Origin of the sequence: Hyalangium sp., assembly GCF_045802625.1 — a bacterium.
GTDB lineage: Bacteria > Myxococcota > Myxococcia > Myxococcales > Myxococcaceae > Hyalangium.
On sequence record NZ_JBJMQP010000212.1, the window covers coordinates 27,094 to 51,572 of the forward strand.

Sequence of the window (24,479 nt, forward strand, 5' to 3'; positions counted from 1 at the left end):
CTCCTTGAGCACATTCGCGTTGGACAGGGTCTCCGCCCACCTCCCGGAGGCGGTCGCGGAGCGCTACGTCGACCGGGCCGGTGGCGCCTGGTCCGTCATCCATGCCCAGCACCTGCCGAAGGTGGTGGCGTACCTGAAGAGCGACCCGGAGCTGAACTTCAAGCTCTTCGTCTCCATCGACGCGGTGGACCGGCTGCACCTGGCCGAGAACGATCCCCGCTTCGAGGTCGTCTACTTCCTCTACTCGCTCACCCGCAACGAGCACGTGCGCCTCAAGGTGCGCGTCACCGAGGCCAACCCCGAGGTGCCCTCGCTGGTTCCCCTCTACAAGGGCGCCAACTGGTGGGAGCGCCTCACCTTCGACTTCTACGGCATCCGCTTCGTGGGCCACCCGGATCTGCGCCGGATCCTCATGTATGACGAGTTCCAGGGCCACCCGCTGCGCAAGGACTACGCCATGCGTGACAGGCAGCCGCTGATCCCCGAGCGCCCCATCAAGGACATCTTCCGCGGCCCCGGCACCAGCGGCCTCTCCTGACGCCCCGGCCCCCGCACGCCTTTCGAGGACTTCATGTCGGACCCCTCCAAGCACCCGCAGCCCGCAGCGCCCAACCCGGACACCGACGCCTACGCCCATGAGTCCGAGCTGGAGTCCCACCTCCAGACCAAGCGGATGTACATCAACATGGGCCCCTCCCACCCCGCCATGCACGGCACCGTGCGCATGAAGGTGGAGCTGGAGGGCGAGACGATCGTCAAGGCGGACCCGGAGATCGGCTTCCTCCACCGCGGCTTTCAGAAGAGCTGCGAGAACGTCACGTGGACGCAGTGCCTGCCGTACACGGACCGGCTCAACTACAACTCGGCGATGATGAACAACTTCGGGTTCATCAGCGCCGTGGAGAAGCTCATCGGCCTGGAGATCCCCGAGCGCGCCCAGTACATCCGCGTCATCGGCTCCGAGCTGCACCGCATGCACGATCACCTCACGTGCGTGGGCGCCACGGCGCTGGAGCTGGGCGGCTTCGCCCCGTTCCTCTACGCCATCGAGGGCCGTGAGCTGCTCATGGACCGCGTCACCGAGCTGACCGGCGCGCGGCTCACCACCAGCTACGGGCGCGTGGGCGGCCTCAACCGCGATCTGCCCGAGGGCTGGATCCCCAAGACGATCAAGTCGCTGGACAAGATCAAGGAGCTCCTCGTGGAGGTCGAGGGGCTCTTGATGAAGAACCGCATCTTCGTGGACCGCATGAAGGGCACCGGCATCCTCAGCGCCGAGGACGCGCTGGACTTCGGCTACACCGGCCCCTGCCTGCGCGCCGCCGGCGTGGACTACGACGTGCGCAAGGCCAGGCCGTACTGGGTCTACGACAAGCTGGACTTCGACGTGCCGGTGGGCGAGCACGGCGACAACTACGATCGCTACATCATGCGGCTGGAGGAGCTGAAGCAGTCCGACCGCATCATCCGCCAGGCGCTCCAGCAGCTGCCCGCCGGCCCCATCATCGTGGACGACTGGCGCATCGCCCTGCCGCCCAAGCCCGAGGTGTACGGCACCATCGAAGGTGTCATGTCGCACTTCAAGCTGGTGATGGAGGGCATCCCCGTGCCGCCGGGCGAGGTGTACGACTGCACCGAGGCCGCCAACGGCGAGCTGGGCTGGTACCTGGTGAGCGACGGGCGCGGCCGGCCGTACAAGGTCCACGTCCGCGCGCCGGGCTTCCCCATCCTCTCCGCCATCCCCCACATCATCGAGGGGAAGATGCTGGCGGACCTCATTCCCACCTTTGACATGATCAACATGATCGGCGGCGAGGTCGAGCAGTGAGCACGAACGACACCAAGAAGCCGACCGGTGACGCGCAGCCGCCCCCGAAGGGCGCGCCCACGGACACCCCCGCGGCGAAGATTGGCCCGGAGCCCTCCAACCCGCCCGCGGGCGCCAAGGCGGACAACCCGCCCGCGGCCCACAGCAGCACCACGCCCCCCAAGCCCCCGGCGCCCGCCGGCGGCCCGCCCAAGCCCCCTCCGCCGAAGAACCCGGGCTTCGTCACCTGCACCGTGGATGGGCGCGAGGTGGTGGTGAAGCCGGGGACGAACATGATCGACGCGGCCAAGAGCGTCGGCGTGGACATCCCCTTCTACTGCTACCACCCGCGGCTCTCGATCGCGGCCAACTGCCGCATCTGCCTCATCGAGGCCTCCAACGCTCCCAAGCTGGTGCCCGCCTGCCAGACGCCGCTCGCCGAGGGCCAGGCCATCAAGACCACCACGCCCAAGGTGAAGGAGCAGCAGCGCGCGGTGATGGAGTTCCTGCTGCTCAACCACCCGGTGGACTGCTCCATCTGTGACCAGGCCGGTGAGTGCAAGCTGCAGGACTACTATATGAAGTACGACTACCGCCCCTCGCGGCTCGAGGGCGGCAAGGTCCTGAAGAGCAAGCGCAAGGTGCTGGGGCCCCAGGTGGTGCTGGATCAGGAGCGCTGCATCCTGTGCACCCGCTGCGTGCGCTTCATGAACGAGATCCCCAAGGAGCCGCAGCTGGGCGTGTTCGGCCGCGGCAGCCACGAGCGGATCGACGTGTTCCCCGGCAGCGAGCTCAACAGCAACTACTCGCTCAACACCGTGGACGTGTGCCCGGTGGGCGCGCTGCTCAGCCGCGACTTCCGCTTCCGCGCCCGCGCGTGGTTCCTGTCCGCCACCCCGTCCGTGTGCACCGGCTGCTCGCGCGGCTGCAACATCTACACGGACTGGATGTCCCAGGACACCTACCGCTACCGCCCGCGCGAGAACGAGCAGATCAACAAGAGCTGGATGTGCGATCAGGGCCGGCTCTCGTACAAGCCCCTCAACCTCAACCGCGTGCTGAGCGCCGCCGTGGGCCGGCAGGCCACCCTGGCCAAGGGCACGGCCCGGCCGGAGCTCACCCGCGTGGAGGCCACCAAGGCCGCCGCCCAGCAGCTCCAGCCGCTGGCCAACTCGGCGCAGCTGGCGGTGCTGGCCTCGCCGGTGTGCTCCAACGAGGATCTGCTGGCGGGCCTGTCGTTCGCCAAGAACTCGCTGGGCGTCAAGCAGGTGTACGTGGGCGGCCGGCCGCAGGGCGCCGCGGACCACTACCTGATGACGGCGGACAAGAACCCCAACCGCAAGGGCCTGGAGCTCATCGCCAAGGGGCTGGGCCTGACGCTCAAGCCCTTCGAGGAGCTGGCGCCCGCGCTGCACTCCGGCAAGGTGAAGGCGCTGTACGCCATCGGCACCGAGGTGCCGGGCGACGCGGAGGCCTTCGCGCAGGCGGTGGCCCAGACCGAGGTCTTCGTGGCGCAGGCGATGAACGAGTCGCCCGTCACCGCGCAGGCCACGGTGCTGCTGCCGGCCTCGGCCCATGTCGAGGACGAGGGCTCCTTCGTGCAGTTCGAGGGTGTCGTTCAGCGCTTCCGCAAGGCGTACCCCTCCAAGGGAGACGCGGTGCCGCACTGGCGCTGGGCGGCGGAGCTCAGCAAGGCCCTGGGCAACACGGTGGCCTGGAGCTCCGCGCGTGAGGTGTTCCGCGAGCTGGCCGCGCAGGTGGCCGAGCTTGCTTCGTTCAACTGGGAGCAGGCCTCCCCGCCGGATCGCGAGAAGCCGGGCATCAACCCGCTGCCCACTGGCGCTGACGGCCGTCCCCCGGGTTACCGCGAGTTCGGTACGCCCCGCGTGCGAGGAATCTAAATGAAGCGCGTCCTCACCATCCTCTTCGCCATCGGCTTCATCGTCGCCCTGCTCGCGGCCGTGGTGCTCGGCGCCTACGCCGTGGGCGCGCTCGCGGAGCAGCATCTGTTCGTCGGCGCCAGCCGGCTGACGAACATCATCTTCCTGATGCTCATCTTCGTGATGATCATCGCCACGCTGCTCACGCTGGCCGAGCGCAAGTGGAGCGCGCTGATGCAGGACCGCATCGGCCCCAACCGCGCGCGCATCGCCCTGCCGGGCCTGAAGAACATGTCCCTGGCGGGCCTGCCCTTCGTGGCGGCGGACTCCTTGAAGATGCTGACCAAGGAGGCCTTCCACCCGGAGCACGCCAACCGGTTCCTCTTCAACCTGGGGCCCATGCTGGCCTTCGCGCCGGTGTTCGCCCTGTTCGCCATTGTCCCCGCGGGCCCTTCGGTGGACCTGTGGAACACGCGCGTGGACATGGTGGTGGCCACCCCGGACTTCGGCCTGCTCTACCTGTTCGCCATCGCCTCGCTGGCGGTGTACGGCACGGCGCTGGCGGGCTGGGCCTCCAACAACAAGTTCGCCCTGCTGGGCGGCGTGCGCGCCTCCTCGCAGATGATCTCCTATGAGGTGGCGCTCGGCCTGTCGCTGGTGGGCATCATGCTGGCGTTCTCCTCCGTGCAGCTGCCGGCCATCGTCGGCAACATGGCCGGGGAGTTCGGCGGCAACGCCACCGGCCAGGCGCACTACCTGTGGCAGTGGACGGGCAGCCCGGGCCACGGCTTCGACATCGGCCTGCCCACGTGGGGCATCTTCCTGCAGCCGCTGGGCTTCATCGGCTTCTTCGCGGCGGCCTTCGCCGAGACCAAGCGCGCTCCGTTCGACGTGCCCGAGGGCGAGTCCGAGATCATCGGCTACTTCGTGGAGTACTCGGGCATGCAGTTCGGCCTCTTCATGATCTCCGAGTTCGTGGAGGTGGTGGTGCTCTCGGGCGTCACCGCGGCGCTCTTCTTCGGCGGCTACCACCTGCCCATCGGCGGCGAGTGGGTGTCCCGGCACCTTCATGATCAGCCGCTGGTGTACGCCACGCTGCTGGGCACCTTCTTCTGGGTGAAGGTGCTGGCGCTGTGCTTCCTCCAGCTGCTCATCCGCTGGACGTTCCCGCGCTTCCGCTACGATCAGATCCAGACGCTCGGCTGGAAGATGCTGCTGCCCGCGGGCCTGATCAACGTCTTCGTCAGCGGCGCGCTGGTGCTGTGGGATCCGACGCTGCGCTCGCTGGCGCTCTTCGGGCTGCTGCAGCTTGGCGTCCTGCTGGCCCTCACGCTCTCTCGCAAGGAGAGCGGGGGAGAGGCGCATGGCCACGGGGATGGCCACGGTGCGCTGGGGCATGGACATGATCCCCATGGGCTGCCCGGGGCCGCGCATGGCCACGCGCTGCCGCACGGCCACGCCGCCTCCCACGTGGGCGGCCACGCTCCGGCGCACGCGGGTGCGCACGGCGGCTCCACGCATTAGGCTTTCGAGGAAGCGAGACAAGGACTGCCATGGGCTACAAGGCGACCCAAGATCCCCGCCACGACGTGCGTGAGCGGACGTACCTTCCCGAGCTGCTGCGCGGGCTGGGCATTACCGCGCGCCACTTCTTCCGGAACCTCTTCGGAACGCGGGACGCGAACACCTCGGTGGTGGACCGCAAGGGCACCAGCCTCATCACCACCGTCGAGTACCCCGAGGAGAAGATCCCCTACCCCGCCGGCTACCGAGGGCTCCACCGCCTGGTTCCCCGGGATGACGGCAAGCCGCGCTGCGTGGCCTGCTACATGTGCGCCACCATCTGCCCGGCGCAGTGCATCTACATCGAGGCGGGCGAGTACGAGACCGAGTCCAAGGACGGCGAGTCCCGGGTCATCGAGAAGTACCCCACGCAGTTCGTGATCGATCAGCTGCGCTGCATCGTGTGCGGCCTGTGCGTGGAGGCGTGCCCCAAGGACGCCATCCGCATGGACACCTACGAGCACACCAAGCCCGAGTACAACCGCCAGGGCTTCGTGTACGACATCCCCAAGCTGCTGAAGGGGCCCGCCGTCTCGCACCCGTCGGATCCGTGGAACAAGCGCGAGGGCTCCGAGGAGCCGCACCACGGGCACAAGGAGGCCCATACACGCATTGGCGAGGGCCTGGTGCAGCTCAAGACGCCGCACGCGGTGGGCCACGGCCACGAGGCCCAGAAGCTCGGCCCCGGCGAGGCCAAGGCTCCGCACGCCAAGTAGCCACGCTGGCCCACGGTCTCTCTCTCTGGCCCGCCCTCTCCGCTTCGGTGGAGCTGGCGGGCCGGTTCGTTTTCAGGGGCTGCTCGGGTGCTCTCTCACCAGTTGAGAAAGCCGGGTCGCAGGGCGACGCACCTTCCCGGCTTCGGCCAAGTCTCGTAGGTTGAGGCTCCGAATGAAGCGCTACCGCCTCTCGGTGTGCAAGGGCATGGACTGCAAGGGCAACGGGTCCGATGCCGTGTTCGCCGCCGCGAAGGAGGAGCTGGCCCAGCGCGGGCTGGTTCCCCGTTGCGAGGCGTACCGGGGTGGCTGCTACGGCTTCTGCCACATGGGGCCGAACGTGGTGATCCGCGAGGATACCGGCCGCAAGCGCGATCCGCTCTCTCCCGAGGACTACCAGCTCATGGGCTGGCCGGGAGAGGTCTACTACTCGCGCATGTCGCCCGAGAAGATGCGCCGCGTGGTGGCCGAGCACATCGGCCAGGACCAGCCCGTGCGCGAGTTCTTCGGGGATCCCGACGAGCAGGAGTAGTTCGGCCTCGGCTCACTTCTCTCCGACTTCGTAGACGCCGTCCCAGTCCTCCGCCGGGGCGGTGACCAGGAAGCGGCGGCACCGGCCCGCGTACACGCCGGCCACCGAGTCCTGGTACTCGGAAGCGCAGCGGTCGAACAACGCGAGCGCCTCGTCGAAGCGGCGCTGGTGGTAGGCCGTCTGGGCCTGCTCGTAGAGGGCGAGCTGCTCCTGCATGCGCGGGGAGATCTCCCCGTGGCGCCCGAGCAGCTCATGCAGGCGGATGGGCGCCGGCTTGTTCCTCACCAGCACCCGGTCCACCTCGCGGAACACGTAGGCGTCACTCGTGAGCTGGGCCGTGCTCTCTCCCACCAGCACCAAGGTGCCGTAGAACTTGTTGCAGCCCTCCAGCCACGAGGCCACGCCCACCGCGTCCCCGAACACCGTGTAGTTGGACTTGAGCTCGGTGCCCATGTCCCCCACCACCACCTCGCCGCTGTTGATGCCGGCGCGGAACTGGATGCGGTGGCCGTACTTCTTCTCCCACACCGGCTGGCGCTCCAGCAGCACCGCGCGCATCTTCAGCACCGCCTCGCAGGCCAGGTGCGCGTGGCGCTCGGTGCGTACCGGCGCGCCCCAGAACGCCATCACCGTGTCGCCGATGTACTTGTCCACCTGTCCCCCCGACGAGCGCACGGCCATGGTCATCTCCGTGAGGTACTCGTTGAGGAACTGGACCAGGCGCTCGGGCTCCATCTGCTCCGAGAGCCGGGTGAAGCCCGCGATGTCCGAGAAGAACATCGTCATCTGCCGGCGCTCGGGGCGCACCAGCAGCGTCAAATCTCGCGTCACGAGCCGCGCCACCTCGGGGCTCACGTAGCGCCCGAGCGCGTGGTTCACGAAGTCGCGGATCTCGTCCTCCGTCCGCACGGTGTAGAGCGTGGTGAACCCGAACGTGGCCACCATCGCCAGCAGCGGGCCGGCCACGGCGATCCACAGTTGCCGCTCGACGAAGAAGTAGCGGGCCACCAGGAAGAAGCCCACCCCCAGCAGCACCAGGCTGGAGAAGTAGATCACCGCGCCGAAGCCCGAGCGGAAGCTGCGGCTGAAGAAGAAGGCGATCATGGCCCCGAGGAAGGCCATCCCCATCGTCACCTGGAGATCCAGCTTGGACGGCGCGCGGGTGATGCCTCGGCCCTGGAGGATGTTCTCCAGCGACTGCGCGAGCACCGCGCCCCCAGGCGTCGCCTTGCCGATGGGCGTGGCCTGGTAGTCCGTGGAGTACGTGGAGGTGTTGGTGAGGATGACGGCGCGCTTGTCGAGATCGTTCACCGAGCGAGCCGGGCGCCCCTCCCCCACGTCGAAGAGGTTGAGCAGGATGTTCCACGCGCGGATGGAGCGGAACACCGCGGCGCCCGCCGTGCGGCCCGCATCGCCCGTGTCCCAGAGCGTGAGGCTGTAGCCCGTCTCGTCCATGGGGAAGGAGGAGTCCCCCACGTACAGGCGGCCATCGGCGTAGCGAAGCTTCCGGGTGCCGGCCAGCTTCATCGCCGCGGCCAGCGGCAGGGAGGGCAGCACGTGGTGCTCGCCCTCACGAGGCGAGTAACTGACGAGGTGGAGCATGCCGCGAGTCGTGCCATCCCCGTCCGGGAAGCCCGTCACCGCGCCATAGCGGCTCTGTGAGCCGAGCAGCTGCACCACCGGGTGCTGCAACGTGCGCACCTGCAACAGCTTGGAGGGATCCAGCCCCTCCACCTCCACCTCGGCCATCGAGACGAACAGATCCAGCGCCGTGACGCGCGAGGCATCGTCCGCGCTGCGGCGCTCGCGCACCAGGCTGGGGCCGGCGCCAAACCGCGCGGCGACGATCTGCCCCTCGCGCTCGTCCTCCACGCCGGCCCAGACCTCCACCTTGTCCCCCGAGGAGATCATGAAGGCGGGCCGCTGCGATGCGAGCACCGCCTGGGCCCGGGCCCGAGCCTCACCCGGGTTGGAGTGCCTGCCCACCAGCACGCGATAGGGCCAGAGCTGGAATGCAGGCGGGCTCGCGCGAGGCACGCTCCAGGAGAACGCGAGCGCCGAGCGGCCAGCATCCTCGGCCAGCAGGTTGCGGAAGGCGCCATCATCGGACGCCTCCTCGGCCCCGAGCGGGGTGGCGCACCCACGTGGGCTCAGCTCCGGGAAGAGCATGTTGATCAGGACGACGGAGGCGCCCTCCTGCATCAGCCGGTGCGTCATCCCTCCGATGATCTCGCGAGGCCACGGATAGGTAGCGAGGCCCGGGTGCTCGCTCTGGCGCGCGTTGCCGAGGGTGTCATCGTCCACCGTCACCAGGACCACGCGCTCCTGCGGCTTGGACTCCTTGGCGCGCTGGTGCTGGAGCGTCTCGCCGAGGGCGCGAACGCGTGCGTCGTAGGCGATGCGCTCCACGCCATCGAGCAGCTCGACCAGGTTGGCCAGCACCGTCTGGGGCGCGCCCTCCGTCTCGAGCTGCGTCCTCGGCACGCGCACGGAGGCGAGCCCGCCAATCAGCGTGCCGAAGAAGGCCGTCTGAAGGAGGGCAAACCCCACCCGCTTGAGGAAGCGGCGGCCGGAGGACTGGACGGACGGGTTCTGCACGGGGGCGCGAGGATAGCGCGCTCACGCCCGTCCTGCCTGGGGACTGATATGGTCCTCGCTGGGCCGGCTCCTTCCAAAGAATTCGATCCCCATGAAACGCCTTCTCCTGCTTACCCCCGTTGTCGTCTGCTTCCTCGTTCCCCTGGCGTGCGATCTCCAGAAGACCGCCGACCAGCTCTCCGCCGAGACGGTGATGGTGGGCACCATGCTCTCCACGCCGGATGTGCCCTTCTCTCCCGAAGCCGTCGCGGGGTTCGATGGGGGCACCAGCCCGGACGGAGGCCAGTCGACCATCACCATCCCCGGGCAGACGGCGGCCGTCGTCTTCCTGGGCACGCGCAAGGGCGCGGACTCCGCCCCCGAGGGGCTCACGGGCGCCACCGTGGCCCTGCAGATCAACAGCACCCAGAAGGTGGCGCTCTCGGCTGACGGCGCGGGGGCCTACAGCCGCAACAACAACACGGACACCACGCTGAAGTACCAGGATGGCGCCACCTACGAGTTCCTCGCCGATCACCAGGGCCAGCACTACGTGGGCCAGGTGAAGGACGCGCCGGCCCGGGAGAACATCCCGGCGCTGCACCCGGCCTCGGGGGTGGTGCGGATGGCGGCCAACACGGAGCTGGCGTTTGACCGGGCGGATCCGCCCTCGGGGCAGGATCGGACCCTGGGCTTCGTCACGGTGGTGCCGGTGAGCGACAGCGGCCAGCAGGGCGAGCCTACGTACACCAACGCTCCGAAGGTGCCGCTCGACTTCCTGAAGCTGGTCGCCGTGCCCACCGAGTGGCGAGCCAAGCACGTCTCCATCCCCAGCACGGCCTTCCCCACCTCGAAGCAGACCTACCTGGTGATCTTCCAGTCGGTCCGGCTGGGCAGCCCCGAGTCCGACAACCTGTTCCTGGGCAGCGCGCTGCTGGCGGGCACGGCGGACGTGGGCGTGGTGCGCACGCAGTAGCGGCTGCGCGACTCAGCCGGCTTCGATCTCGAGCTCGATCTTCCCTTCGAGCTTGAGCCGCAGGAGGTGGCCCGCGAAGCGCTCCGCCTCCTCGCGCGAGAGGATGTTGCGGAACGCGGCGCCGTCCACCACCTCCACCTCCATCACGGGCCCGCGCTGGAGCAGGCGGAAGAAGTCCTCACCGCCCGTGGGGCGAGGCATGAAGACGGGGAGGAAGCCCTTGAGGGGCAGCACCTGCCCGGGCGCCCCCAGCCGAGCCTCCAGGGCTGGGGCATCGGGGCGGAGGTCCCGCTCGGTCACGCCTTCGTCCGGGTAGAGCGGCGCGGGCGACAGCGAGACATCCTCGGTGGAGTCATCGAAGAGGAAGCCGTAGCGGGAGGGAATCCGGCCGGTGAAGAGGAAGCAGAGCAGCACGGCCTCGTCGCTGCCGACCCGAGCCAGGTGGAGGATGGAGCGCGTGGCGCCCACCTTGCGCAGCAGCAGCTTGAGGCTCGGGCGTGAGGCCTCGAGGTAGCGCCGGATGCGGTCCGTGAGGGTGGAGCGGATCTCCGCGAAGGCCTGTTGGTAGAAGGCCTCGGACTCCGCCTCCTTGCGAGCGAGCGCCTCGCGGGCCTGAGAGAGCCGGGCCTCGGCGTCGCGCAGGAAGCTGTCCGCTCCGGCGGGGACGATTCCGGGCTCGCTGCCGGGCTTGGGCTCGACGCCCGCGGCGCGGACGGCGCCCACGAGGAAGGCGCCCTGCTGATGCAGGCGCTCACGCTCCTCCTGGAACCGCAGCTTGGCGGCGCCATGCTCCAGCTTCAGCTCGAGCCACGCCTCGTAGGCGGTCTCCAGGTTCTCCAGGGTGCGAAGCCGGGCGAGGACTGAGTGCGTCCCGTCACTCCCCTGCCCCGAGTCCACGACGGCGGGAAGATCGCGGAGCGTGTCCCGGCGCACGTCCGCGGGCTCGCTCGGGGGTGGCGAAGCTTCCTGGCTCACCCGTGTCCGGGCAGGCCTCCGCCGCCCCGTGGTCACGATGGAGCTCGTTCCCTTCGACGAGGCTGGGTCGGACTTGCGCTTGCTGCCCGACCCCGAGCGGCGCTGCTTCGGGGTCTTGTCCTTGGCCATGGCGGGGAGTCTACCTCCAAGCCCTCCAAGCCCTTCAAAAACCAACGGGCCTCCACCGGGCGCGGCCAGCGCGCCCAGGGAGGCCCGAAGTGAGGCCACAGCCTCGAAGTCCCGCTACACCCCGCGCGTGACGTTCTCGGAGCGCTGGGCACCAGCACCCGTGAGCGTCTCCTGGCCGGTCTGGAAACGGTTGCGCAGATCATTGCGCAGCTCATTGCCCGGCTTGGGCGCCAGCATCAGGCCCACGCCCACGCCCAGCAGCACGCCCACGGTGAAGGCGCCCAGCGCGGGCAGCAGGTAGTCGGCGGTGTCCTTGCGGGTCTCCAGGCCGATCAGGTGGAGCAGATCGTCCTTGTCCATCTTCTTCAGGTCCTTCAAGTCATTGACTCCGAACATGCGGAAACTCCCTGATTGAGGTGAAGGTGAGGTGCTCGAACGACGGATCAGCTGATGTTGCCAGGACCGCCCGTCCGAGGCGATGACCCTCCGGTCACGCCTCCCACCTGGCCGCCAACACTGGACTGGCCCGCCTGGAAGCCCTGGAGCGCCGTCTCGGCCATGCCGAGCAGCTCATCCTTGACGAAGGGCAGCATCGCCAGGCGCACGCCCAGCTTCAGGATCCGGCCGGTGAGCGGGGTGAAGAGCCCGCCGCCCAGCACGTAGCCGATGCCCAGCGCCGCGGCCACCATGCCGTACGGGTTGCGGTCCACTCGGCCCTTGATGTCCAGCGTCTGCCCCAGGTCCGTCACCGCGCTACGCGCATGGGTCCACAAGTGCTGAGCCTCCGAGCCAATCTGGTCCACGCGCTGGCCAAACCCCTGGTTATCGCTGCTATTGGGAGCCGAGCCGTTGTTCTGGGTGTTCTGAAAAGTCGTCATGATGTTCTCTCGAAGCGACGTTGAAGACGGCGGGGCTAGCGACGCGAGGCGATCTTGCCGATGAGGAAGCCCACGGCCACCGCGCCCAGCAGGCAGGTGCCCGGGTTGGCGCGGATGAAGCTCACCATGCGGTTGTTCATGTCCACCAGGTTGCGACGCGCCTCATCAATCTGCGGAACGATGCGCTCCTGGATCTCACGCGCGCGGTCCTGGATCTGCTGTGGATTCATCTCCATCGAGGCCATCTCCTATCGGTTGGAAATACGGGTGTGAGGTGAAGAGAGTCAGCGGCGGCTGCCCAGCATGAAGCCGATCATGAAGGCCGCCCCCACGCACACGTAGGGGCGCTTGCCCACCCAGGCGCGCCAGTCGGTGGCGTGGGCCACCTCCTCGCGAAGCGCGGTGACGGAGGTGGCCAGCTCCGCGCGGGTGCGCTCGATCTCGGCCCGCAGGGCGGCGGGGCTCCGGGGCTCGGTCTTGGGCTGTCCGTTACTGGGCATTGGTGGGCTCCTTGAGCACGTTCCTGGGCTGCGAAGGCACCGCGGGCGCCCCCACCGTGGAGGTGAGCGCCGCCACGCTGCGAGAAAGCTCCTGGCTGCTGTCATTCATCATCTGGCCGCTCTGGAGGTTGGACACGGCTCGCCAGATGCCAAGCCCTCCTCCCACCACGTTGAGGCCACCGACCACCGCGAGGGCCCCGGCGTAGCCGATCCAGGCCGCGAGCACCACCGAGAGCGCCGCGCACAGGAAGACGTAGCCCACCAGCACGAAGGGCACGAACGCGACGATGCGCGCCACATTCAGGCCCATCGCCTTGGCGTCCTCGGCCAGCTCCAGCCGCGCCAGGGTGATGTGCTGCGACACCAGGCGGCTGAAGCTGTCCGCCATGCGCCCGACGAGCGCGGCGATCCCGCGATCCGTCTGTTCCGTCCCCAAGTTCATCCACGCTCCGGCCGGCACTGCTGGCGTCCCACAGCGGAGCCAACCTAGGCATCCGCCTCTGCCGCGACAACCCGTCGCATGCTTCTTGTGTCCAGCGGTCGCAAGCGTCGGCCAGTGAACTCCCGCTGGAGCCCCTACGCTAGCCGATGAGCTGCACGGGTGCCGAGGCCGCCAGGGACTCGGTGGTCACCGGGGCCTCGAAGCGCAGCACCAGCGGCAGGTGATCCGAGGCGACCGACGCCAGCGTGGACCGGTGTGGGCGGATGGTGAGCGGGCGGACACCCAGGTCCACGAAGATGCGATCCAGGCGCAGCAGGGGCAGCCGGGAGGGATAGGTGCGCGCCGGGGTGTGCAGCTCCAGCGCCGCGTCATGGATCGCCCGGCGCACCAGCGCGGGCACCGGCTTGTTCCCCCAGTAGTTGAAGTCCCCGCACACCACCACCGGATCCTTGCGCACCGCGTCTCGGAGGATGTCCGCCGACAGCAGCAGGCCCTCCTGCCGCCGGCGCTCCCCGAGCGACAGCCCCAGGTGGAGGCAGAAGAGGTGGAGCTGCCGGCCCCCGCCCAGATCCAGATCGCAGCGCAGGGCGCCTCGAGGCTCGCGGCTCTCCACGCTCAGGTCATAGTTCTTCGACTTGAGGATGGGCAGCCGGGTGAGCACGGCGTTGCCGTAGCGGCGGCCCTGGCGCACCACGTTCGGGCCGAAGGCCATGTGCAGCCCGAGCAGATCCGCCAGGTGCTCGGGCTGATCCTCGCGCGACGTCTGGCCTCGGAAGTCCCCCACCTCCTGCAGGGCGATGATGTCCGCGTTGATCTCTCGGAGCACCTCGCCCACCCGGTGGAGATCAAAGCGCCCGTCGGTGCCGATCCCGCTGTGGATGTTGTACGAGACGAGCGTCAGCTCCACGGCCCCGAAGCCCTCAGCCGTGCACGAGGCGCAGCCGGCGAGCGGCCAGGCGCACCACCTCGAGCGGGAGCGAAGCCAGCCGCACCGCGGCCTTGCCCACGTCGCCGATGCCGCTCTGGATCGCATCGAACTGGCGCGTGGCCTCGTCGAACAGATCCTGGAAGCGCCCACGGGGCGGCAGCTCCTCCATCGCCGGCAGCGCGCCAATGGGCGTCGTGTTGCGGTTGATCCGAAGCGTGGGGGTGGGCTTCTCCGCACGCGGCGGAGCAGCAGGCTCCCGGCGCGGCGGAGCCAGGGCGCGGGCCTTGAGGATCTCCTCGGTCTCCGCGTGGCTCTTGCCGTAGTGGAGCCCCTCTTCCGAGGCCGCCTGGGCGTGGCGCGAGTCCGCCAGGTGCTGCTTGTCCCGGCGCCGCAGGCTCCGGCTGCGAGGCTCGGCGGCAGGCACCTGGAAATGATCAAAGCTATAGGAACGAGGCATCCAACATCCCCCAAGTTGTGGAAGCGAGTCCGTCCGAGAAGCTATGGAGCCCCCCCACCGCTCGGAACACCACGCGAGCCCGCGAATCGCTCGGACGTTCGCTCCTCGACCAGTTGAGCCCAAAGAGCGAGAGACCTGTTCACCAACGGGCTTCTCCCAGGGGAAGTGATGCCTGGCCGCCAGGAAGAGCAGGCGCGCAAGCAAGCCTTTCATTCTGGAAGTCGGAGCGTCACGAATCCCGGTGTACAACTGCGGCCACATGCCGCTCGCGCCCTTCCTCCCCCGGCCTTCCTCCCTGCTCCCCTTCACCCTGCTTGCCCTCGGCCTGGTGGCCTTGGGAGCCGAGGCCCAGCCGAGCCTCTCCGTGCAGCCCGGGACGGCCAAGCCGGGCGATCCCATCCTCGTCACCGTGCGCGGCGTGGACGGCGCGCCCTCGGGCACGTTGGCGGGCCGGACCCTGCACTTCTTCGAGGCCTCAGGCGCCTGGCAGGCGCTGACGGGGCTTCCGGTGGAGCAGGCCGTGGGCCGGGTCGACGTGAAGGTGGAGGGCCCGCACCCGCGCGCCGGAGAGCCTGTGAAGCTCGCGGGCACGCTGGACGTGGTGGAGCCCGGCTTCCCCGACCGGCAGCTCCAGGTGGCGGGCAAGTACATCAAGCCGCCGGAGTCCGTGAAGGCGCAGATCGCCGAGGACAAGGCCGCGTTCGCCGCCGCCTTCGCTCAGCCCTTCGGCCCGCTGCGCTTCGAGCGCAACTTCGCCTGGCCGCGCCAGGATCGCATCACCGCACCCTTCGGAGATCGCCGCTCGTTCAACGGCAAGCTCCAGAGCCAGCACTTCGGCACGGACATTGACGGCAACACGGGCGATCCCATCTACGCCGCCAACGATGGCGAGGTGGTGATGACGCGCGAGTGCTACGCCTCAGGCAACACGGTGATCATCAGCCACGGCGGCGGCCTCTTCACCACGTACTTCCATATGTCGCACTTCGACGTGAAGCCGGGCGACAAGGTGAAGCAGGGCCAGAAGCTGGGCCTGGTGGGCAAGACGGGCCGCGTCACCGGCCCCCACCTCCACTGGGGTGTGAAGGTGGATGGGCTCTGGACGGACGGCCTCACGCTGCTCAAGCTGGACTTCTTCGGCAACCCCGAGCCTCGAGTGGCCACCGCCTCGGGCGGCTCCGGCCAGCCCGCCCCCGCTCCCGAGGCCGGGGCCGGCAAGGGCGCCGTCCCCGCTACCTCCAGCGTGACCCCGTAACCGGGCCGCGGCTGGGCTACCACACCTGGGGGAGGCTCAGCGCGGCGCGGGCCTCGTCCGGCGTCATGGGCTCGCGGCCCACGTCCCGCGCCAGCCGCACCGCCTTCTCCACCAACGGCGCGTTGCCCTTGGCCATCTGCGTGCCGGCCGTGTCCAGATAGAAGTTGTCCTCCAGGCCCACGCGGATGTTGCCTCCCAGCACCAGCGCCGCCATCACCAGCGGCCACTGCACCTTGGAGATGCCGATGATCTCCCAGGTGTCCTGCGGGCCCACCTGCCGAGCCATGTGCGCCAGGTTCTCCGCCGTGGGCGCCACGCCCCCGAGCACCCCGAGGATGAAGCTGTACTGGAGCGGCCCCTTGAGCGCGCCCATGGCCAGCAGCGGCTGCGCGTTGTGGATGTGGCCCAGATCGAAGCACTCCAGCTCCGGCTTCACGCCTCCGGCGCGCATGGCCTCGGCGGCCATGAGGATGTCCGAGAACGGGTTCGGGAACACGAAGTCGAAGACGAAGCCCTTCCGCTTCTCCGAATACTTCGCATAGTTCATCGAGCCCATGTTGAGCGCCGCCATCTCCGGGCGCGTCTCGGAGACATAGGCCAGCCGGCCGCGCTTGTCGCCCTCGGCCTCCACCCCCATGTTGAAGCCCCCGGTGGAGAAGTTGATGATGATCGGGCAGCGCTTGCGGATCTCCTCGCGGATCTGCCGGTAGATCTCCGTGCGCCAGGTCTGCTCGCCGGAGTCCGGCTCCCGGGCGTGGATGTGCACCACGGCGGCGCCCGCGTCGTAGACGCGCTTGGCCTCCTCGGCGATCTCCACCGGCGTGTACGGCAGATAGGGGCACTGCTCGCGCTTGGCCAGCACGCCAGTCAGCGCGCAGGTGACGATGACCTTGTCCTTCACCAGAGGCATACGGGGCTCTCCTGACGCGCTCGGGGCGCGCTCAACGATCGTTCCACTTCGGGGGACGCTTCTCCATGAAGGCGGTGACGCCCTCGGCGGCATCCTCGGCCATCACGTTCAGCGAGAGCTGGGACGCCAGGAACTCCAACGCCGCGGGCAGCGGCAGATCCTCGGCGGTGAAGAAGGCGCGCTTGCCCAGGGCCAGCACCGCCTGACTCTTCCCCGCCAGCTTCTCCACGAGCGCGCCCACGGCCGAGTTCAGCTCCGCCGCCGGCACCACGCGGCTGAGCAGCCCCAGCGCCAGCGCCTCGCGTGACGGCAGGCGATCGCCCGTCATCACCAGCTCCAGCGCGCGCTTGCGCCCCACGTGCCGCTGCAGCAGCGCCATCATCATCATGGGGAACAGCCCCACGTCGATCTCCGGCGTGCCCAGCTCGGCCTGCTCCGCGGCCACGGCCAGATCGCACGCCAGCACCAGCCCGAGCCCTCCGGCGAGCGCGTGCCCATTCACCCGCGCCACCGTGGGCTTGCGGCAGCCCTGCAGCCGCATGAGCAGCAGGGCGTAGGAGCGCCGGCCTTCGTGCGTGGCGAGGAAGCCCCCGTCTCCCAGCTGGCCGAGATCTCCTCCCGCGCAGAACACCTTCTCCCCGGCGCCGGTGAGCACCACCACCCGCGCCGCCGGATCCGCCTCCGCGCGTCCCACCGCCTCCATCAGCCCCTGCACCACCGCGGGCGACAGCGCGTTGCGGGCCCGAGGCCGATCAATGGTTACGAGCGCCTGAGCGCCTTGGACCGCGTACCGGACTTCTCCTGCTCCTTCTTCCATGGCACCTCCGGATCGGCCCCGCCGGCGAGGACCCCGTGAAGGAAGGATCCCGCGATCTGCTCCTTGGCCCGCTCCAGCTTCTCCGGGTCGCGGGGATCCACCAGCCCCAGCACCAGCGCGGTGAACGCCATCTCGATGTTGCCGAAGAACAGCGCCGCGGCCAGCTGCGGATCCAGCTCGGCCCGCAGCTCCCCCGCGGCCTGGGACTTGGACAGCATCTCCGAGCACAGCCGGATGGCATCCATGAAGGCGGTCTGCCGGTTCACCCGGCCCCCGGGGCTGCGGGCGACCTCGGCGATCAGCACCTTCACCCCTCGGGGATCCACCCGGTAGGCCTCGAAGGCCACCTCCGTAATGCCGCGCACCTTCTGCTCGAGCGAGCCCTCGCCCTCGATGACCGCGCGCACCCGGGTGACGAAGCCGCTCCAGCCCGTCTCGAAGACGGTCTCCAGCAGCTCATCCTTGTTCTTGAAGTAGTGGTAGACGAGCCCGTAGGCCACGCCCGCCTCGCGCGCCACGTCCGCGATGCGGCACCCGTGGTAGCCCTTGCTCGCGAAGACGTTGATGGCCGCTCGGAGGATGGTGCGGCGACGCTCGCCCTCTTTCGCTCCTCCGTCGGCCGCCTTGGGGGTCTGCTGGCTCACACCTTCCTCCGCGGCCGATTGACTCCAGAATCAGCCGCGGAGGACCCTACGGACGGCGGGGCCGCCGGTCAATGCCCTTGGCGCAACTACAGCACCGTGCCGCTCATGGGCGGTGCGTTGACGAGCACGACGTGCCCTGCCTCCTGGGAGGCCGTGTACCGGCACCCGGCGTTCACATCGAACTTGATCGCCGTGGGGTAGGCCGGGGCCGGCGGGACGGAGGCCGGATCGTGCTGGTCGCGGATGTTGTACGCCTCCACGGACAGCGACGGGTAGGTGAAGGCCACGCCCTTGGGCAGGTTCTCCACGATGACCGGGCCGGTGTTGCCGGTGCTGCAGCCGTCGCTGTCGCTGTTCTGGGCAATCCGGTTGAACCAGGGATCCGACAGCAGGAACACGACGTTCTGCGAGCCGAAGTGCGGCAGGTTGATCAGCGTGCCCGAGGGCGGCGAGAGCTGCCGGACAATGGGCGTGCGGTTGAGCGCCGTCTCGTCGCGATCCAGCGGGTGCGGCCAGCCCGTCCAGAGGATGCGCTCCTGCACCCAGATCAGCGTGGTGGCGTCATACTTGCCGTTCTTCCCGTCCCAGTGGCCATTGCCGTTGGTGTCCACGAAGCGCTCGCCGTCATCCCACGTGCCGTTGTCGTTGCTGTCGACGAAGGGCTCGGTCAGATCGTACTTCGGGTCGAACTCGCCCTCGTCGAACTGGCCGTTGTTGTTCTTGTCGTTGAAGCCCTCCTCGCCCGTGGTGACGGCGATCATGGCCACCAGGTTGTCACGCGGGTTGTTGATGCGGTTGGGGCGGATCGGATCATCGCGCCGAGGCTCGGGCTGATCCAACTGCGGGTTGACCACGGTGCCGTAGTCCCGGATGGGGTTCTGCAGCCAGTAGAAGGGGTGCATCCACAGGGGCGCCAGGTACTCGCCCGTGTGCGTGGCGTCGTTGGGCGGGTTCCAGCTGAACGTCCCCGGATCCGTCTCCACCGGCACCGGGTAGGACGTCTTGTAGAGGATCGCCGCGTTGCCCACCACGTCCGAGACGGAGGTGGAGCTCGGCCCCACGGTGCCCGCCTCGGTGAGGAAGGAGACCTGGGCGCCGGCGATCCCATCTCCGTTGCGGTCGCCCACGTGCGCGAAGCAGCGCGCCTTCACGCCCGCGATCAGGTAGCGCGTCTCGTCCCACGCGCCAATGGCGTGCAGACCGCCCGAGGCGGTGCCCGAGAACTGGCCGCACTGGAAGGTGAACTGCTTGCCGTTGGCGGCCGCGCCCGCGAAGGACACCGCCGGGCTGAGGGCCGTCTTGTCATCCGAGGTGGCGATCACCACCACCGAGGCCACACGGCCATTGGCCACCAGCTGGGTGGACGCGATGCCATCCCCCACGTTGGTGCTGGAGTCGGTGGGGTTGAGCGTCACCCCCGGCACGTCCGACTGCAGCGCGAAGTGCACAGGCGTTCCCGCCTGAGGATTGCCGCGCGTGTCGATCGCCCGGAACCGCAGGGTGGTGATCTCCCCCAGCCTGGGGTTGGCCGGAGACTGGTCGACAAATTCCAGCGTGGCGGGGGGCGGCGGCGAGCACGCCAGCAAGGCGCTCGCGAGCACCATGCATGAGGCCAGACCCAGACGCATCTGCGGTGACTCCTTGGAAGAGGAAGGGCCATGCGCCACAGGTGACGCCCAGCCGACAATTTCCCATCTTCCAGGGCTGCCCTGTGTCGAGTCAAGGACAGGGCACGGTGCCGCGGGCCTCGGGAAAGGCGCCGCGGCACCGGGGCTAGGCCGCCGAGCCGTTGAACATCACCCGCGCGACGCCCAGCAGGCGATCGACATCTCGGGCGGTGAGCCCTCGCGCCCGAGCAAAGTCCGACAGCGGACGCAGCAGATCCTCGGTCTGAGCGAGGGACTGCTCCGTTCCGGCAAACAGCTCCCCCAGGCTCACACCGAGGGCGCTGGCGAGCGCGGCGAGGGTCTCCACATGGGCGACCCGCTCTCCGCGCTCGATCATGGAGAGAAATGACACGCTGATCTGAGCCCGCTCGGCGAGCTCTTCCTGGGTCCAGCGCTCAGGCCGCTGCGTGCGAAGCTCGCGGATGCGTTGGCCGATACGTTTTCCGAGTTCCGACACGAAAATCCTGCCCTCCTGGGGGTCGTTGTAAGGTTATGACAACCACTGGCGGCATTCGGGGATTCCGCTGTCCGTCAACCTCCTGACCCGAAAGCCCCGACACCGGCCACACTCAGGTTGACACCAAAGTCTGGCCGCTTCTGCCCTCGACGCAGCGTGGCAACTCCCTCGATGCGCCAGCAGTCACACGCGGGACCGTACGACACCCCCAGCACCTGTTGAGCCAGGGGTGACTGAGTCTTCGCGAGTGGCTGTAGAATGGCCTCGTAGCGCAAACCGAGCCCGATTCCGAGCGCCAAACGCGAGCCCGCGACAAGCAGCTGGGCACGGGCATGGCTCTCAGCCGCGGGACCAACCAGGGCATCAATCCCCCGGCGGAGCGGGTCCGAGCCGACCGCCACCAGGTCGTCATACCGAGCATAGAGCCCCGCGCCCTTTCCATTGTCGATGGAGGCATCCGCACTGAATTGAGTGATGCGGGTGGTGTTTGGATCCCAGCGCAGCAGCGCCCCACCATTGAGCACCCCCGCGCTGGCATTCAGGCGCGCATAGGTGTCACGCAGCACCCGCCTGGATTGCTCGGACTCGCTCAGCGGGCCGAAGATCAGCCCACGACGCGTCAGGTCAAACCCCTGCCCGAGGCGGAGGCGGAGCACCTCGCGCCGCTGATCGCCCTTTTTGATCTGGAGGGACTGGGCCACCTCCACCACGGCTTGCAGGAAGCCCTGGCTCCGGCCATCCGTCCCGACAGGGAGCGCCGCGTCAATCTCGTCATAGAGCTGGGGTGGGCGATCAGGCGAGGCGCCGGGCGCTGGGACGCCTCCCCACACGCCAGGCACGTAGCGCAGCTCCACGGAGGGCACCAGGGTGTGGCGCCAGGCGTCCCCCTTCCCTTCATAGGTGCGCGCCAGCTCCGAGTCCGCCACCAGCCCCAGCAGCGGATAGCCCCGCTGGGCCGTGTGCCCGGACACCTCGCCCACATAGAAGTCCTGGCGGAGCGCGAGGGAGGGTGTCAGCCGCGCGTAGGGCCCCAGCCCGAAGGAGGTGGACAGGCGCGGGAAGAAGTCCAGCCGATCGCGCGCCTCGCGGTCCGAGCCGTTGAAGAGGCCATCCGATTGGGTGGGATCGGGCAACGGCGTCTTCCCATCCGGTCCAAGGACGTCCCGCAGCTGCCCCTCCGGGCTGATGAGCTGCTGGGTGCGAGCGGGGTTGAAGAGGCCGTCCTCGCCCTCGTCTCCGAAGCTCTTGGAGAAGGGCGCCAGGCGGGTGAACTCCATGCGCAGCCCGGCGGCCCATCGGCCGGCGATGAGCTGCTCGGGCAAGGCCACCGTGAGGGCCGGCAGCTTCTGGAAGGTGATGGGGCCTGGGAGGACGGGCTGGGACGGATCCGTGACGGCGGGGACGCGATCCTCGCGCAGGAATGAGTAGGCCCAGCGGATGTCCTGCCGCAGGGAGACCTCGAGGCCCGCGTAGTGCTCCTCGCCGCGGTGGTAGATGACGCCGCTGCTGCGCAGGTACTGGTTCTCTCGGGCGACGATGTCCGCGGTGAGATCTCGCGTGTAGAAGCCATCCGAGACGAACCCCGCGTCGATCCGATCCCGGAACCCCCCGCCGAGATCCTGGATGTGCTGCCAGGAGGCCTCGCCCCGCAGCCCCCGCGCTTCGGGGACGTACCCCGCATTGGGATCATTGCCCACGCGGAAGAACTGTCCGGTCCTCGGGTCGCGGAGAGGCTGGAGATCGTACACGCCGCCCAGGGTGAGCCGCCCGTGGGTCTGCTCGCTGGGCACATAGCGGAACTCGCCGAGCAGGCGTGGGCCCCGCATGCCCACGAAGCGTGGCTCGATGCGGTTGACGGTGCCCCCCGCTTCCAGAGTGAAGGGGTGGTTCTCGTTCGCGGCGCCGGTGTAGTAGCCCGGAGTGAGCGTGAGATCATAGCTGCGCCCGAGCGTGAAGAAGATGGGCTGGTCGATGCCAAAGCCGTTGAGGCCGGAGGTGGTGGGGCGCGGCACCAGCAGGCCCGAGCGCCGCTCGGCCAGAGGCAGGTACAGCCAGGGCAGCGCCAACACCGGCACCGAGTGCACGTACACCACGGGCCAGGTGAGGATGGCGCGCTCGCCCACCTCCACGGAGGCGTTGCTGGCCTCCACGCGCCAGCTGGGCTCTCCCGGGCTGCACGCGCACGGGGAGAAGGACAGATCATCCACCTGGAAGGCGTTGGGGCCGGTGCGCTTGATGTGCGTGCCTTTGAGGAGCACGGGCGTGTCGCCCAGCTGCCGCAGCTGCTGGGGCGTCTCCGCGGCCCGGAGCGCCTCCGCGGTGACGTTGCGCTTCTGCATGAAGAGGCCGCCCTTGACGCTGGCCTCGTTGGAGCGCAGGTCCACCACCACCTCGTCCGCCACGGCGGCGAACTGCCCGCTCACGAACATCACATTGCCGGTGGCCTTCGCCGTCTGCGCCGCCTGATCGTAGGTGACCTCGTCCGCGCGCAGCACCGTCTCGGCCGTGCGCAGCTCGGTGTGGCCGCGAGCGGTGAGCAGCTGCCGGTCCGGCTCGTAGACGACGAAGTCCGCGTTCACCTCGACCGTCTGCCCGGTGGGGAGCTGGATCTGGGTGGACAGCGGGATCTGCGCCGAGACGAGCAGCGCGACGGTCGCCGGAAGCAGGAGGCTCATGGCCCCCTCTGCCTACCGAGGCGGGCGCGGGAACTCCAGGGAGATGGTGTTGCCCTCCTGGCGAGTCTGCACGGGCACCTGCGCCTTGAGCTTGATGGAGACGCGCACGGAGCGGTCCGGCCCCGCGGTGGGATCCACCTGGGCCACGGCGGTATCGAAGAAGGACGTGTCGAGCGCACGGGTGTTGTTACCCTTGCCGATCTGCGTGTTCTCCAGCATGAGGACGATCTCGTTGCGGCCCTCGGAGACCTTGTAGCTCACCGGCTCGTTGGTGCGCACGAAGACACGCGCGCCGCCGGACTGCTGTTGGAAACCGACGAGTTCCAGGATCTTGTGCCGCCCGGAGACGGCCGCTGAGGAGGGACCCTCCGGCTCGGGCCGGTGCGGGGGCTCGGCGCTGGCCACCCGGGTGGCACGGGCCGCCTCCTCTTGGCGCTTCTTCTCTTCCAGCGCGGCCAGACGCTTCTGCTCGGCCTCCTCCGCCTTGCGCTTCTTCTCGTCGGCCTCCTGCTGCCGCCGGGCCTCGACCGCCGCTCGCGCCTCGTCCTCCTTGTGCTTCCTCTCTTCCAGCGCGGCCAGACGCTTCTGCTCGGCCTCCTCGGCCCGGCGCTTCTTCTCGTCGGCCTCCTGCTGCCGCTTGGCCTCGACCGCCGCTCGCGCCTCGTCCTCCTTGCGCTTCTTCTCCTCCAGCGCGGCCAGACGCTTCTGCTCGACTTCCTCCGCCTTGCGCTTCTTCTCGTCGGCCTCCTGCTGTCGCCGGGCCTCGGCCGCCGCTCGCGCCTCGTCCTCCTTGCGCTTCTTCTCCTGAGCCTCCGCCAGCTTCTTGGCCTCCGCCTCGGCGCGGGCCGCCTCCTGCTGGCGCTTCTTCTCCTCGGCCACCGCCAGCTCCTGGGCGCGACGCTCGTCCTCGGCCTTCTTCGCCGCCTCCGCGCGGGCGGCCTCCTCGGCCTTCTTCGCCGCAGCCACCGTGGCCGCTGCATCCGCCTGGGCCTTCGCCTGGGCTTCACGGTCCGCCTGGGCCTTCGCGGCGGCATCCGCCTGGGCCGTCTGGGCCGTCTGAGCCGTCTGGGCCGTCTGAGCGGTACCCGCCTGCGCGCCGGTCCCTGTCGTCTGCGAGGTGCCAGCCTGGGCCGTAGTCCCTGCCGTCTGCGAGGTGCCAGCCTGGGGCTCGGCCGCCGTCGTGCCCGAGGATCCCTGCACGGGTTGCCCAGGCCCCGGCATCGCCTGGGCCACGAGCGGCCCTCCCTCCAGCACCTTCACCATCAGCACGTTGCCGCTCACCTGGATGTCGGTCTCGATATCCCGGTCGTAGCCGATGAGCACTCGGGCAATAGAGGACGACTCCGAGCCGTAGTTGGCCGAGCGCAGCCCCGTGATGAAGCCGTTATTCACCCGCGTCTCTTCCGGCACGCCCTTGAGGATGGCCTCGGAGATGTCGATCACGAGCCGCGGCGGATCCGTCATGGTGAAGGTGGTGAAGTTCGGCTTCTTCGTGCCGGTGATCTCCACCGTGCTGCCGTTCACCTTCACGCTCGTGATGGTGTTGAGCTCCACCTTCTCCTGCGCGAGCGCAAGGAGGGGAACCAGCACCCCGACGAGCACTGACACGGCCAGCCACTTCATCGAACGAGATCCCTTCTTCAGTGAGCGCGACTGTAGAGCATGCGCCCCCGGGCTCCAATTTCCTGGCTCGGGTC

24 protein-coding genes are annotated in these 24,479 nt (G+C 68.9%); 8 read left to right on the top strand and 16 right to left on the bottom strand.

Annotation, left to right across the window (positions count from 1 at the left end):
* Positions 1 to 19: 19 nt before the first annotated feature.
* The 6 genes from ACJ8AT_RS34610 (at position 20) to ACJ8AT_RS34635 (ending at position 6,495) form a co-directional block, all read left to right on the top strand.
* Positions 20 to 538, top strand: a complete 519-nt coding sequence (locus tag ACJ8AT_RS34610; RefSeq protein ID WP_407742266.1) for an NADH-quinone oxidoreductase subunit C — start codon at positions 20 to 22, stop codon at positions 536 to 538.
* A 33-nt stretch (positions 539 to 571) separates the two neighbouring features.
* Positions 572 to 1,828 (top strand): NADH dehydrogenase (quinone) subunit D, encoded by a 1,257-nt coding sequence (nuoD, locus tag ACJ8AT_RS34615; RefSeq protein ID WP_407742231.1) that lies wholly within the window; start codon positions 572 to 574, stop codon positions 1,826 to 1,828.
* Positions 1,825 to 3,708 carry a 2Fe-2S iron-sulfur cluster-binding protein gene (locus ACJ8AT_RS34620; RefSeq protein WP_407742232.1) on the top strand — a complete coding sequence of 628 codons (1,884 nt, stop codon included), beginning with the start codon at positions 1,825 to 1,827 and terminating at the stop codon, positions 3,706 to 3,708. Before nuoD ends, ACJ8AT_RS34620 begins: the two co-directional genes overlap by 4 nt.
* A complete protein-coding gene (locus tag ACJ8AT_RS34625) occupies positions 3,709 to 5,211 on the top strand; it encodes an NADH-quinone oxidoreductase subunit H (RefSeq protein WP_407742233.1) in 1,503 nt (500 codons plus the stop codon).
* 29 nt (positions 5,212 to 5,240) lie between these two features.
* Positions 5,241 to 5,966, top strand: a complete 726-nt coding sequence (locus ACJ8AT_RS34630) for a NuoI/complex I 23 kDa subunit family protein (RefSeq protein WP_407742234.1) — start codon at positions 5,241 to 5,243, stop codon at positions 5,964 to 5,966.
* Positions 5,967 to 6,138: 172 nt separating this feature from the next.
* A complete protein-coding gene (locus ACJ8AT_RS34635) occupies positions 6,139 to 6,495 on the top strand; it encodes a (2Fe-2S) ferredoxin domain-containing protein (protein ID WP_407742235.1) in 357 nt (118 codons plus the stop codon).
* A 12-nt stretch (positions 6,496 to 6,507) separates the two neighbouring features.
* On the opposite strand, the gene ACJ8AT_RS34640 is transcribed toward ACJ8AT_RS34635, so the two are convergent.
* Complete coding sequence (locus tag ACJ8AT_RS34640) at positions 6,508 to 9,093, bottom strand: CHASE2 domain-containing protein (RefSeq protein WP_407742236.1); 2,586 nt, start codon at positions 9,091 to 9,093, stop codon at positions 6,508 to 6,510.
* A gap of 91 nt (positions 9,094 to 9,184) precedes the next feature.
* On the opposite strand from ACJ8AT_RS34640, the gene ACJ8AT_RS34645 reads away from it, so the two are divergent.
* Positions 9,185 to 10,048, top strand: a complete 864-nt coding sequence (locus ACJ8AT_RS34645) for a hypothetical protein (RefSeq protein WP_407742237.1) — start codon at positions 9,185 to 9,187, stop codon at positions 10,046 to 10,048.
* 12 nt (positions 10,049 to 10,060) lie between these two features.
* On the opposite strand, the gene ACJ8AT_RS34650 is transcribed toward ACJ8AT_RS34645, so the two are convergent.
* The 8 genes from ACJ8AT_RS34650 to ACJ8AT_RS34685 form a co-directional block, all read right to left on the bottom strand.
* Positions 10,061 to 11,152, bottom strand: coding sequence for a hypothetical protein (locus ACJ8AT_RS34650; protein ID WP_407742238.1), 1,092 nt, complete (start codon positions 11,150 to 11,152; stop codon positions 10,061 to 10,063).
* Between the two features lie 114 nt (positions 11,153 to 11,266).
* A complete protein-coding gene (locus ACJ8AT_RS34655; RefSeq protein ID WP_407742239.1) occupies positions 11,267 to 11,548 on the bottom strand; it encodes a hypothetical protein in 282 nt (93 codons plus the stop codon).
* A 47-nt stretch (positions 11,549 to 11,595) separates the two neighbouring features.
* Positions 11,596 to 12,030 carry a hypothetical protein gene (locus tag ACJ8AT_RS34660; protein ID WP_407742240.1) on the bottom strand — a complete coding sequence of 145 codons (435 nt, stop codon included), beginning with the start codon at positions 12,028 to 12,030 and terminating at the stop codon, positions 11,596 to 11,598.
* Positions 12,031 to 12,065: 35 nt separating this feature from the next.
* Positions 12,066 to 12,266: a hypothetical protein gene (locus ACJ8AT_RS34665; RefSeq protein WP_407742241.1), complete on the bottom strand. Its 201-nt coding sequence runs from the start codon at positions 12,264 to 12,266 to the stop codon at positions 12,066 to 12,068.
* Between the two features lie 48 nt (positions 12,267 to 12,314).
* Positions 12,315 to 12,530 carry a DUF3618 domain-containing protein gene (locus tag ACJ8AT_RS34670; RefSeq protein WP_407742242.1) on the bottom strand — a complete coding sequence of 72 codons (216 nt, stop codon included), beginning with the start codon at positions 12,528 to 12,530 and terminating at the stop codon, positions 12,315 to 12,317.
* Positions 12,520 to 12,972: a phage holin family protein gene (locus ACJ8AT_RS34675; protein ID WP_407742243.1), complete on the bottom strand. Its 453-nt coding sequence runs from the start codon at positions 12,970 to 12,972 to the stop codon at positions 12,520 to 12,522. Before ACJ8AT_RS34675 ends, ACJ8AT_RS34670 begins: the two co-directional genes overlap by 11 nt.
* Positions 12,973 to 13,111: 139 nt before the next feature.
* Complete coding sequence (locus tag ACJ8AT_RS34680; protein ID WP_407742244.1) at positions 13,112 to 13,879, bottom strand: endonuclease/exonuclease/phosphatase family protein; 768 nt, start codon at positions 13,877 to 13,879, stop codon at positions 13,112 to 13,114.
* A gap of 13 nt (positions 13,880 to 13,892) precedes the next feature.
* Entirely contained in the window at positions 13,893 to 14,357 is a 465-nt protein-coding gene (locus ACJ8AT_RS34685; protein ID WP_407742268.1) for a hypothetical protein, read from the bottom strand.
* A 259-nt stretch (positions 14,358 to 14,616) separates the two neighbouring features.
* Between ACJ8AT_RS34685 and ACJ8AT_RS34690 the strand changes: the two genes are divergently transcribed.
* A complete protein-coding gene (locus ACJ8AT_RS34690; RefSeq protein ID WP_407742245.1) occupies positions 14,617 to 15,612 on the top strand; it encodes a M23 family metallopeptidase in 996 nt (331 codons plus the stop codon).
* A 16-nt stretch (positions 15,613 to 15,628) separates the two neighbouring features.
* Here the strand turns inward: ACJ8AT_RS34690 and ACJ8AT_RS34695 are convergent, their stop codons facing one another.
* The 7 genes from ACJ8AT_RS34695 to ACJ8AT_RS34725 all read right to left on the bottom strand — a co-directional run bounded on the left by ACJ8AT_RS34695 (position 15,629) and on the right by ACJ8AT_RS34725 (position 24,405).
* A complete protein-coding gene (locus ACJ8AT_RS34695; RefSeq protein WP_407742246.1) occupies positions 15,629 to 16,522 on the bottom strand; it encodes a 3-keto-5-aminohexanoate cleavage protein in 894 nt (297 codons plus the stop codon).
* Between the two features lie 31 nt (positions 16,523 to 16,553).
* Positions 16,554 to 17,339, bottom strand: coding sequence for an enoyl-CoA hydratase/isomerase family protein (locus ACJ8AT_RS34700; RefSeq protein WP_407742247.1), 786 nt, complete (start codon positions 17,337 to 17,339; stop codon positions 16,554 to 16,556).
* Positions 17,282 to 17,983, bottom strand: coding sequence for a TetR/AcrR family transcriptional regulator (locus tag ACJ8AT_RS34705; RefSeq protein WP_407742248.1), 702 nt, complete (start codon positions 17,981 to 17,983; stop codon positions 17,282 to 17,284). The genes ACJ8AT_RS34700 and ACJ8AT_RS34705 overlap by 58 nt, the downstream gene beginning before the upstream one ends.
* Positions 17,984 to 18,069: 86 nt before the next feature.
* Positions 18,070 to 19,611: a hypothetical protein gene (locus tag ACJ8AT_RS34710; protein ID WP_407742249.1), complete on the bottom strand. Its 1,542-nt coding sequence runs from the start codon at positions 19,609 to 19,611 to the stop codon at positions 18,070 to 18,072.
* A 145-nt stretch (positions 19,612 to 19,756) separates the two neighbouring features.
* On the bottom strand, positions 19,757 to 20,107 hold the full coding sequence (locus ACJ8AT_RS34715; protein ID WP_407742250.1) for a helix-turn-helix domain-containing protein: 351 nt from the start codon (positions 20,105 to 20,107) through the stop codon (positions 19,757 to 19,759).
* A gap of 74 nt (positions 20,108 to 20,181) precedes the next feature.
* Positions 20,182 to 22,782 (bottom strand): LPS-assembly protein LptD, encoded by a 2,601-nt coding sequence (locus tag ACJ8AT_RS34720; protein ID WP_407742251.1) that lies wholly within the window; start codon positions 22,780 to 22,782, stop codon positions 20,182 to 20,184.
* A gap of 12 nt (positions 22,783 to 22,794) precedes the next feature.
* On the bottom strand, positions 22,795 to 24,405 hold the full coding sequence (locus tag ACJ8AT_RS34725; protein ID WP_407742252.1) for an AMIN domain-containing protein: 1,611 nt from the start codon (positions 24,403 to 24,405) through the stop codon (positions 22,795 to 22,797).
* Between the last annotated feature and the right edge of the window lie 74 nt (positions 24,406 to 24,479).

Coding starts and splice junctions, on each gene's coding strand:
- nuoD (WP_407742231.1), top strand. CDS start 572: ATGTCGGACCCCTCCAAGCACCCGCAGCCCGCAGCGCCCAACCCGGAC.
- ACJ8AT_RS34670 (WP_407742242.1), bottom strand. CDS start 12,530: ATGCCCAGTAACGGACAGCCCAAGACCGAGCCCCGGAGCCCCGCCGCC.
- ACJ8AT_RS34720 (WP_407742251.1), bottom strand. CDS start 22,782: ATGAGCCTCCTGCTTCCGGCGACCGTCGCGCTGCTCGTCTCGGCGCAG.
- ACJ8AT_RS34630 (WP_407742234.1), top strand. CDS start 5,241: ATGGGCTACAAGGCGACCCAAGATCCCCGCCACGACGTGCGTGAGCGG.
- ACJ8AT_RS34675 (WP_407742243.1), bottom strand. CDS start 12,972: ATGAACTTGGGGACGGAACAGACGGATCGCGGGATCGCCGCGCTCGTC.
- ACJ8AT_RS34690 (WP_407742245.1), top strand. CDS start 14,617: ATGCCGCTCGCGCCCTTCCTCCCCCGGCCTTCCTCCCTGCTCCCCTTC.
- ACJ8AT_RS34645 (WP_407742237.1), top strand. CDS start 9,185: ATGAAACGCCTTCTCCTGCTTACCCCCGTTGTCGTCTGCTTCCTCGTT.
- ACJ8AT_RS34700 (WP_407742247.1), bottom strand. CDS start 17,339: ATGGAAGAAGGAGCAGGAGAAGTCCGGTACGCGGTCCAAGGCGCTCAG.
- ACJ8AT_RS34655 (WP_407742239.1), bottom strand. CDS start 11,548: ATGTTCGGAGTCAATGACTTGAAGGACCTGAAGAAGATGGACAAGGAC.
- ACJ8AT_RS34660 (WP_407742240.1), bottom strand. CDS start 12,030: ATGACGACTTTTCAGAACACCCAGAACAACGGCTCGGCTCCCAATAGC.
- ACJ8AT_RS34625 (WP_407742233.1), top strand. CDS start 3,709: ATGAAGCGCGTCCTCACCATCCTCTTCGCCATCGGCTTCATCGTCGCC.
- ACJ8AT_RS34725 (WP_407742252.1), bottom strand. CDS start 24,405: ATGAAGTGGCTGGCCGTGTCAGTGCTCGTCGGGGTGCTGGTTCCCCTC.
- ACJ8AT_RS34695 (WP_407742246.1), bottom strand. CDS start 16,522: ATGCCTCTGGTGAAGGACAAGGTCATCGTCACCTGCGCGCTGACTGGC.
- ACJ8AT_RS34635 (WP_407742235.1), top strand. CDS start 6,139: ATGAAGCGCTACCGCCTCTCGGTGTGCAAGGGCATGGACTGCAAGGGC.
- ACJ8AT_RS34650 (WP_407742238.1), bottom strand. CDS start 11,152: ATGGCCAAGGACAAGACCCCGAAGCAGCGCCGCTCGGGGTCGGGCAGC.
- ACJ8AT_RS34710 (WP_407742249.1), bottom strand. CDS start 19,611: ATGCGTCTGGGTCTGGCCTCATGCATGGTGCTCGCGAGCGCCTTGCTG.
- ACJ8AT_RS34665 (WP_407742241.1), bottom strand. CDS start 12,266: ATGGAGATGAATCCACAGCAGATCCAGGACCGCGCGCGTGAGATCCAG.
- ACJ8AT_RS34685 (WP_407742268.1), bottom strand. CDS start 14,357: ATGCCTCGTTCCTATAGCTTTGATCATTTCCAGGTGCCTGCCGCCGAG.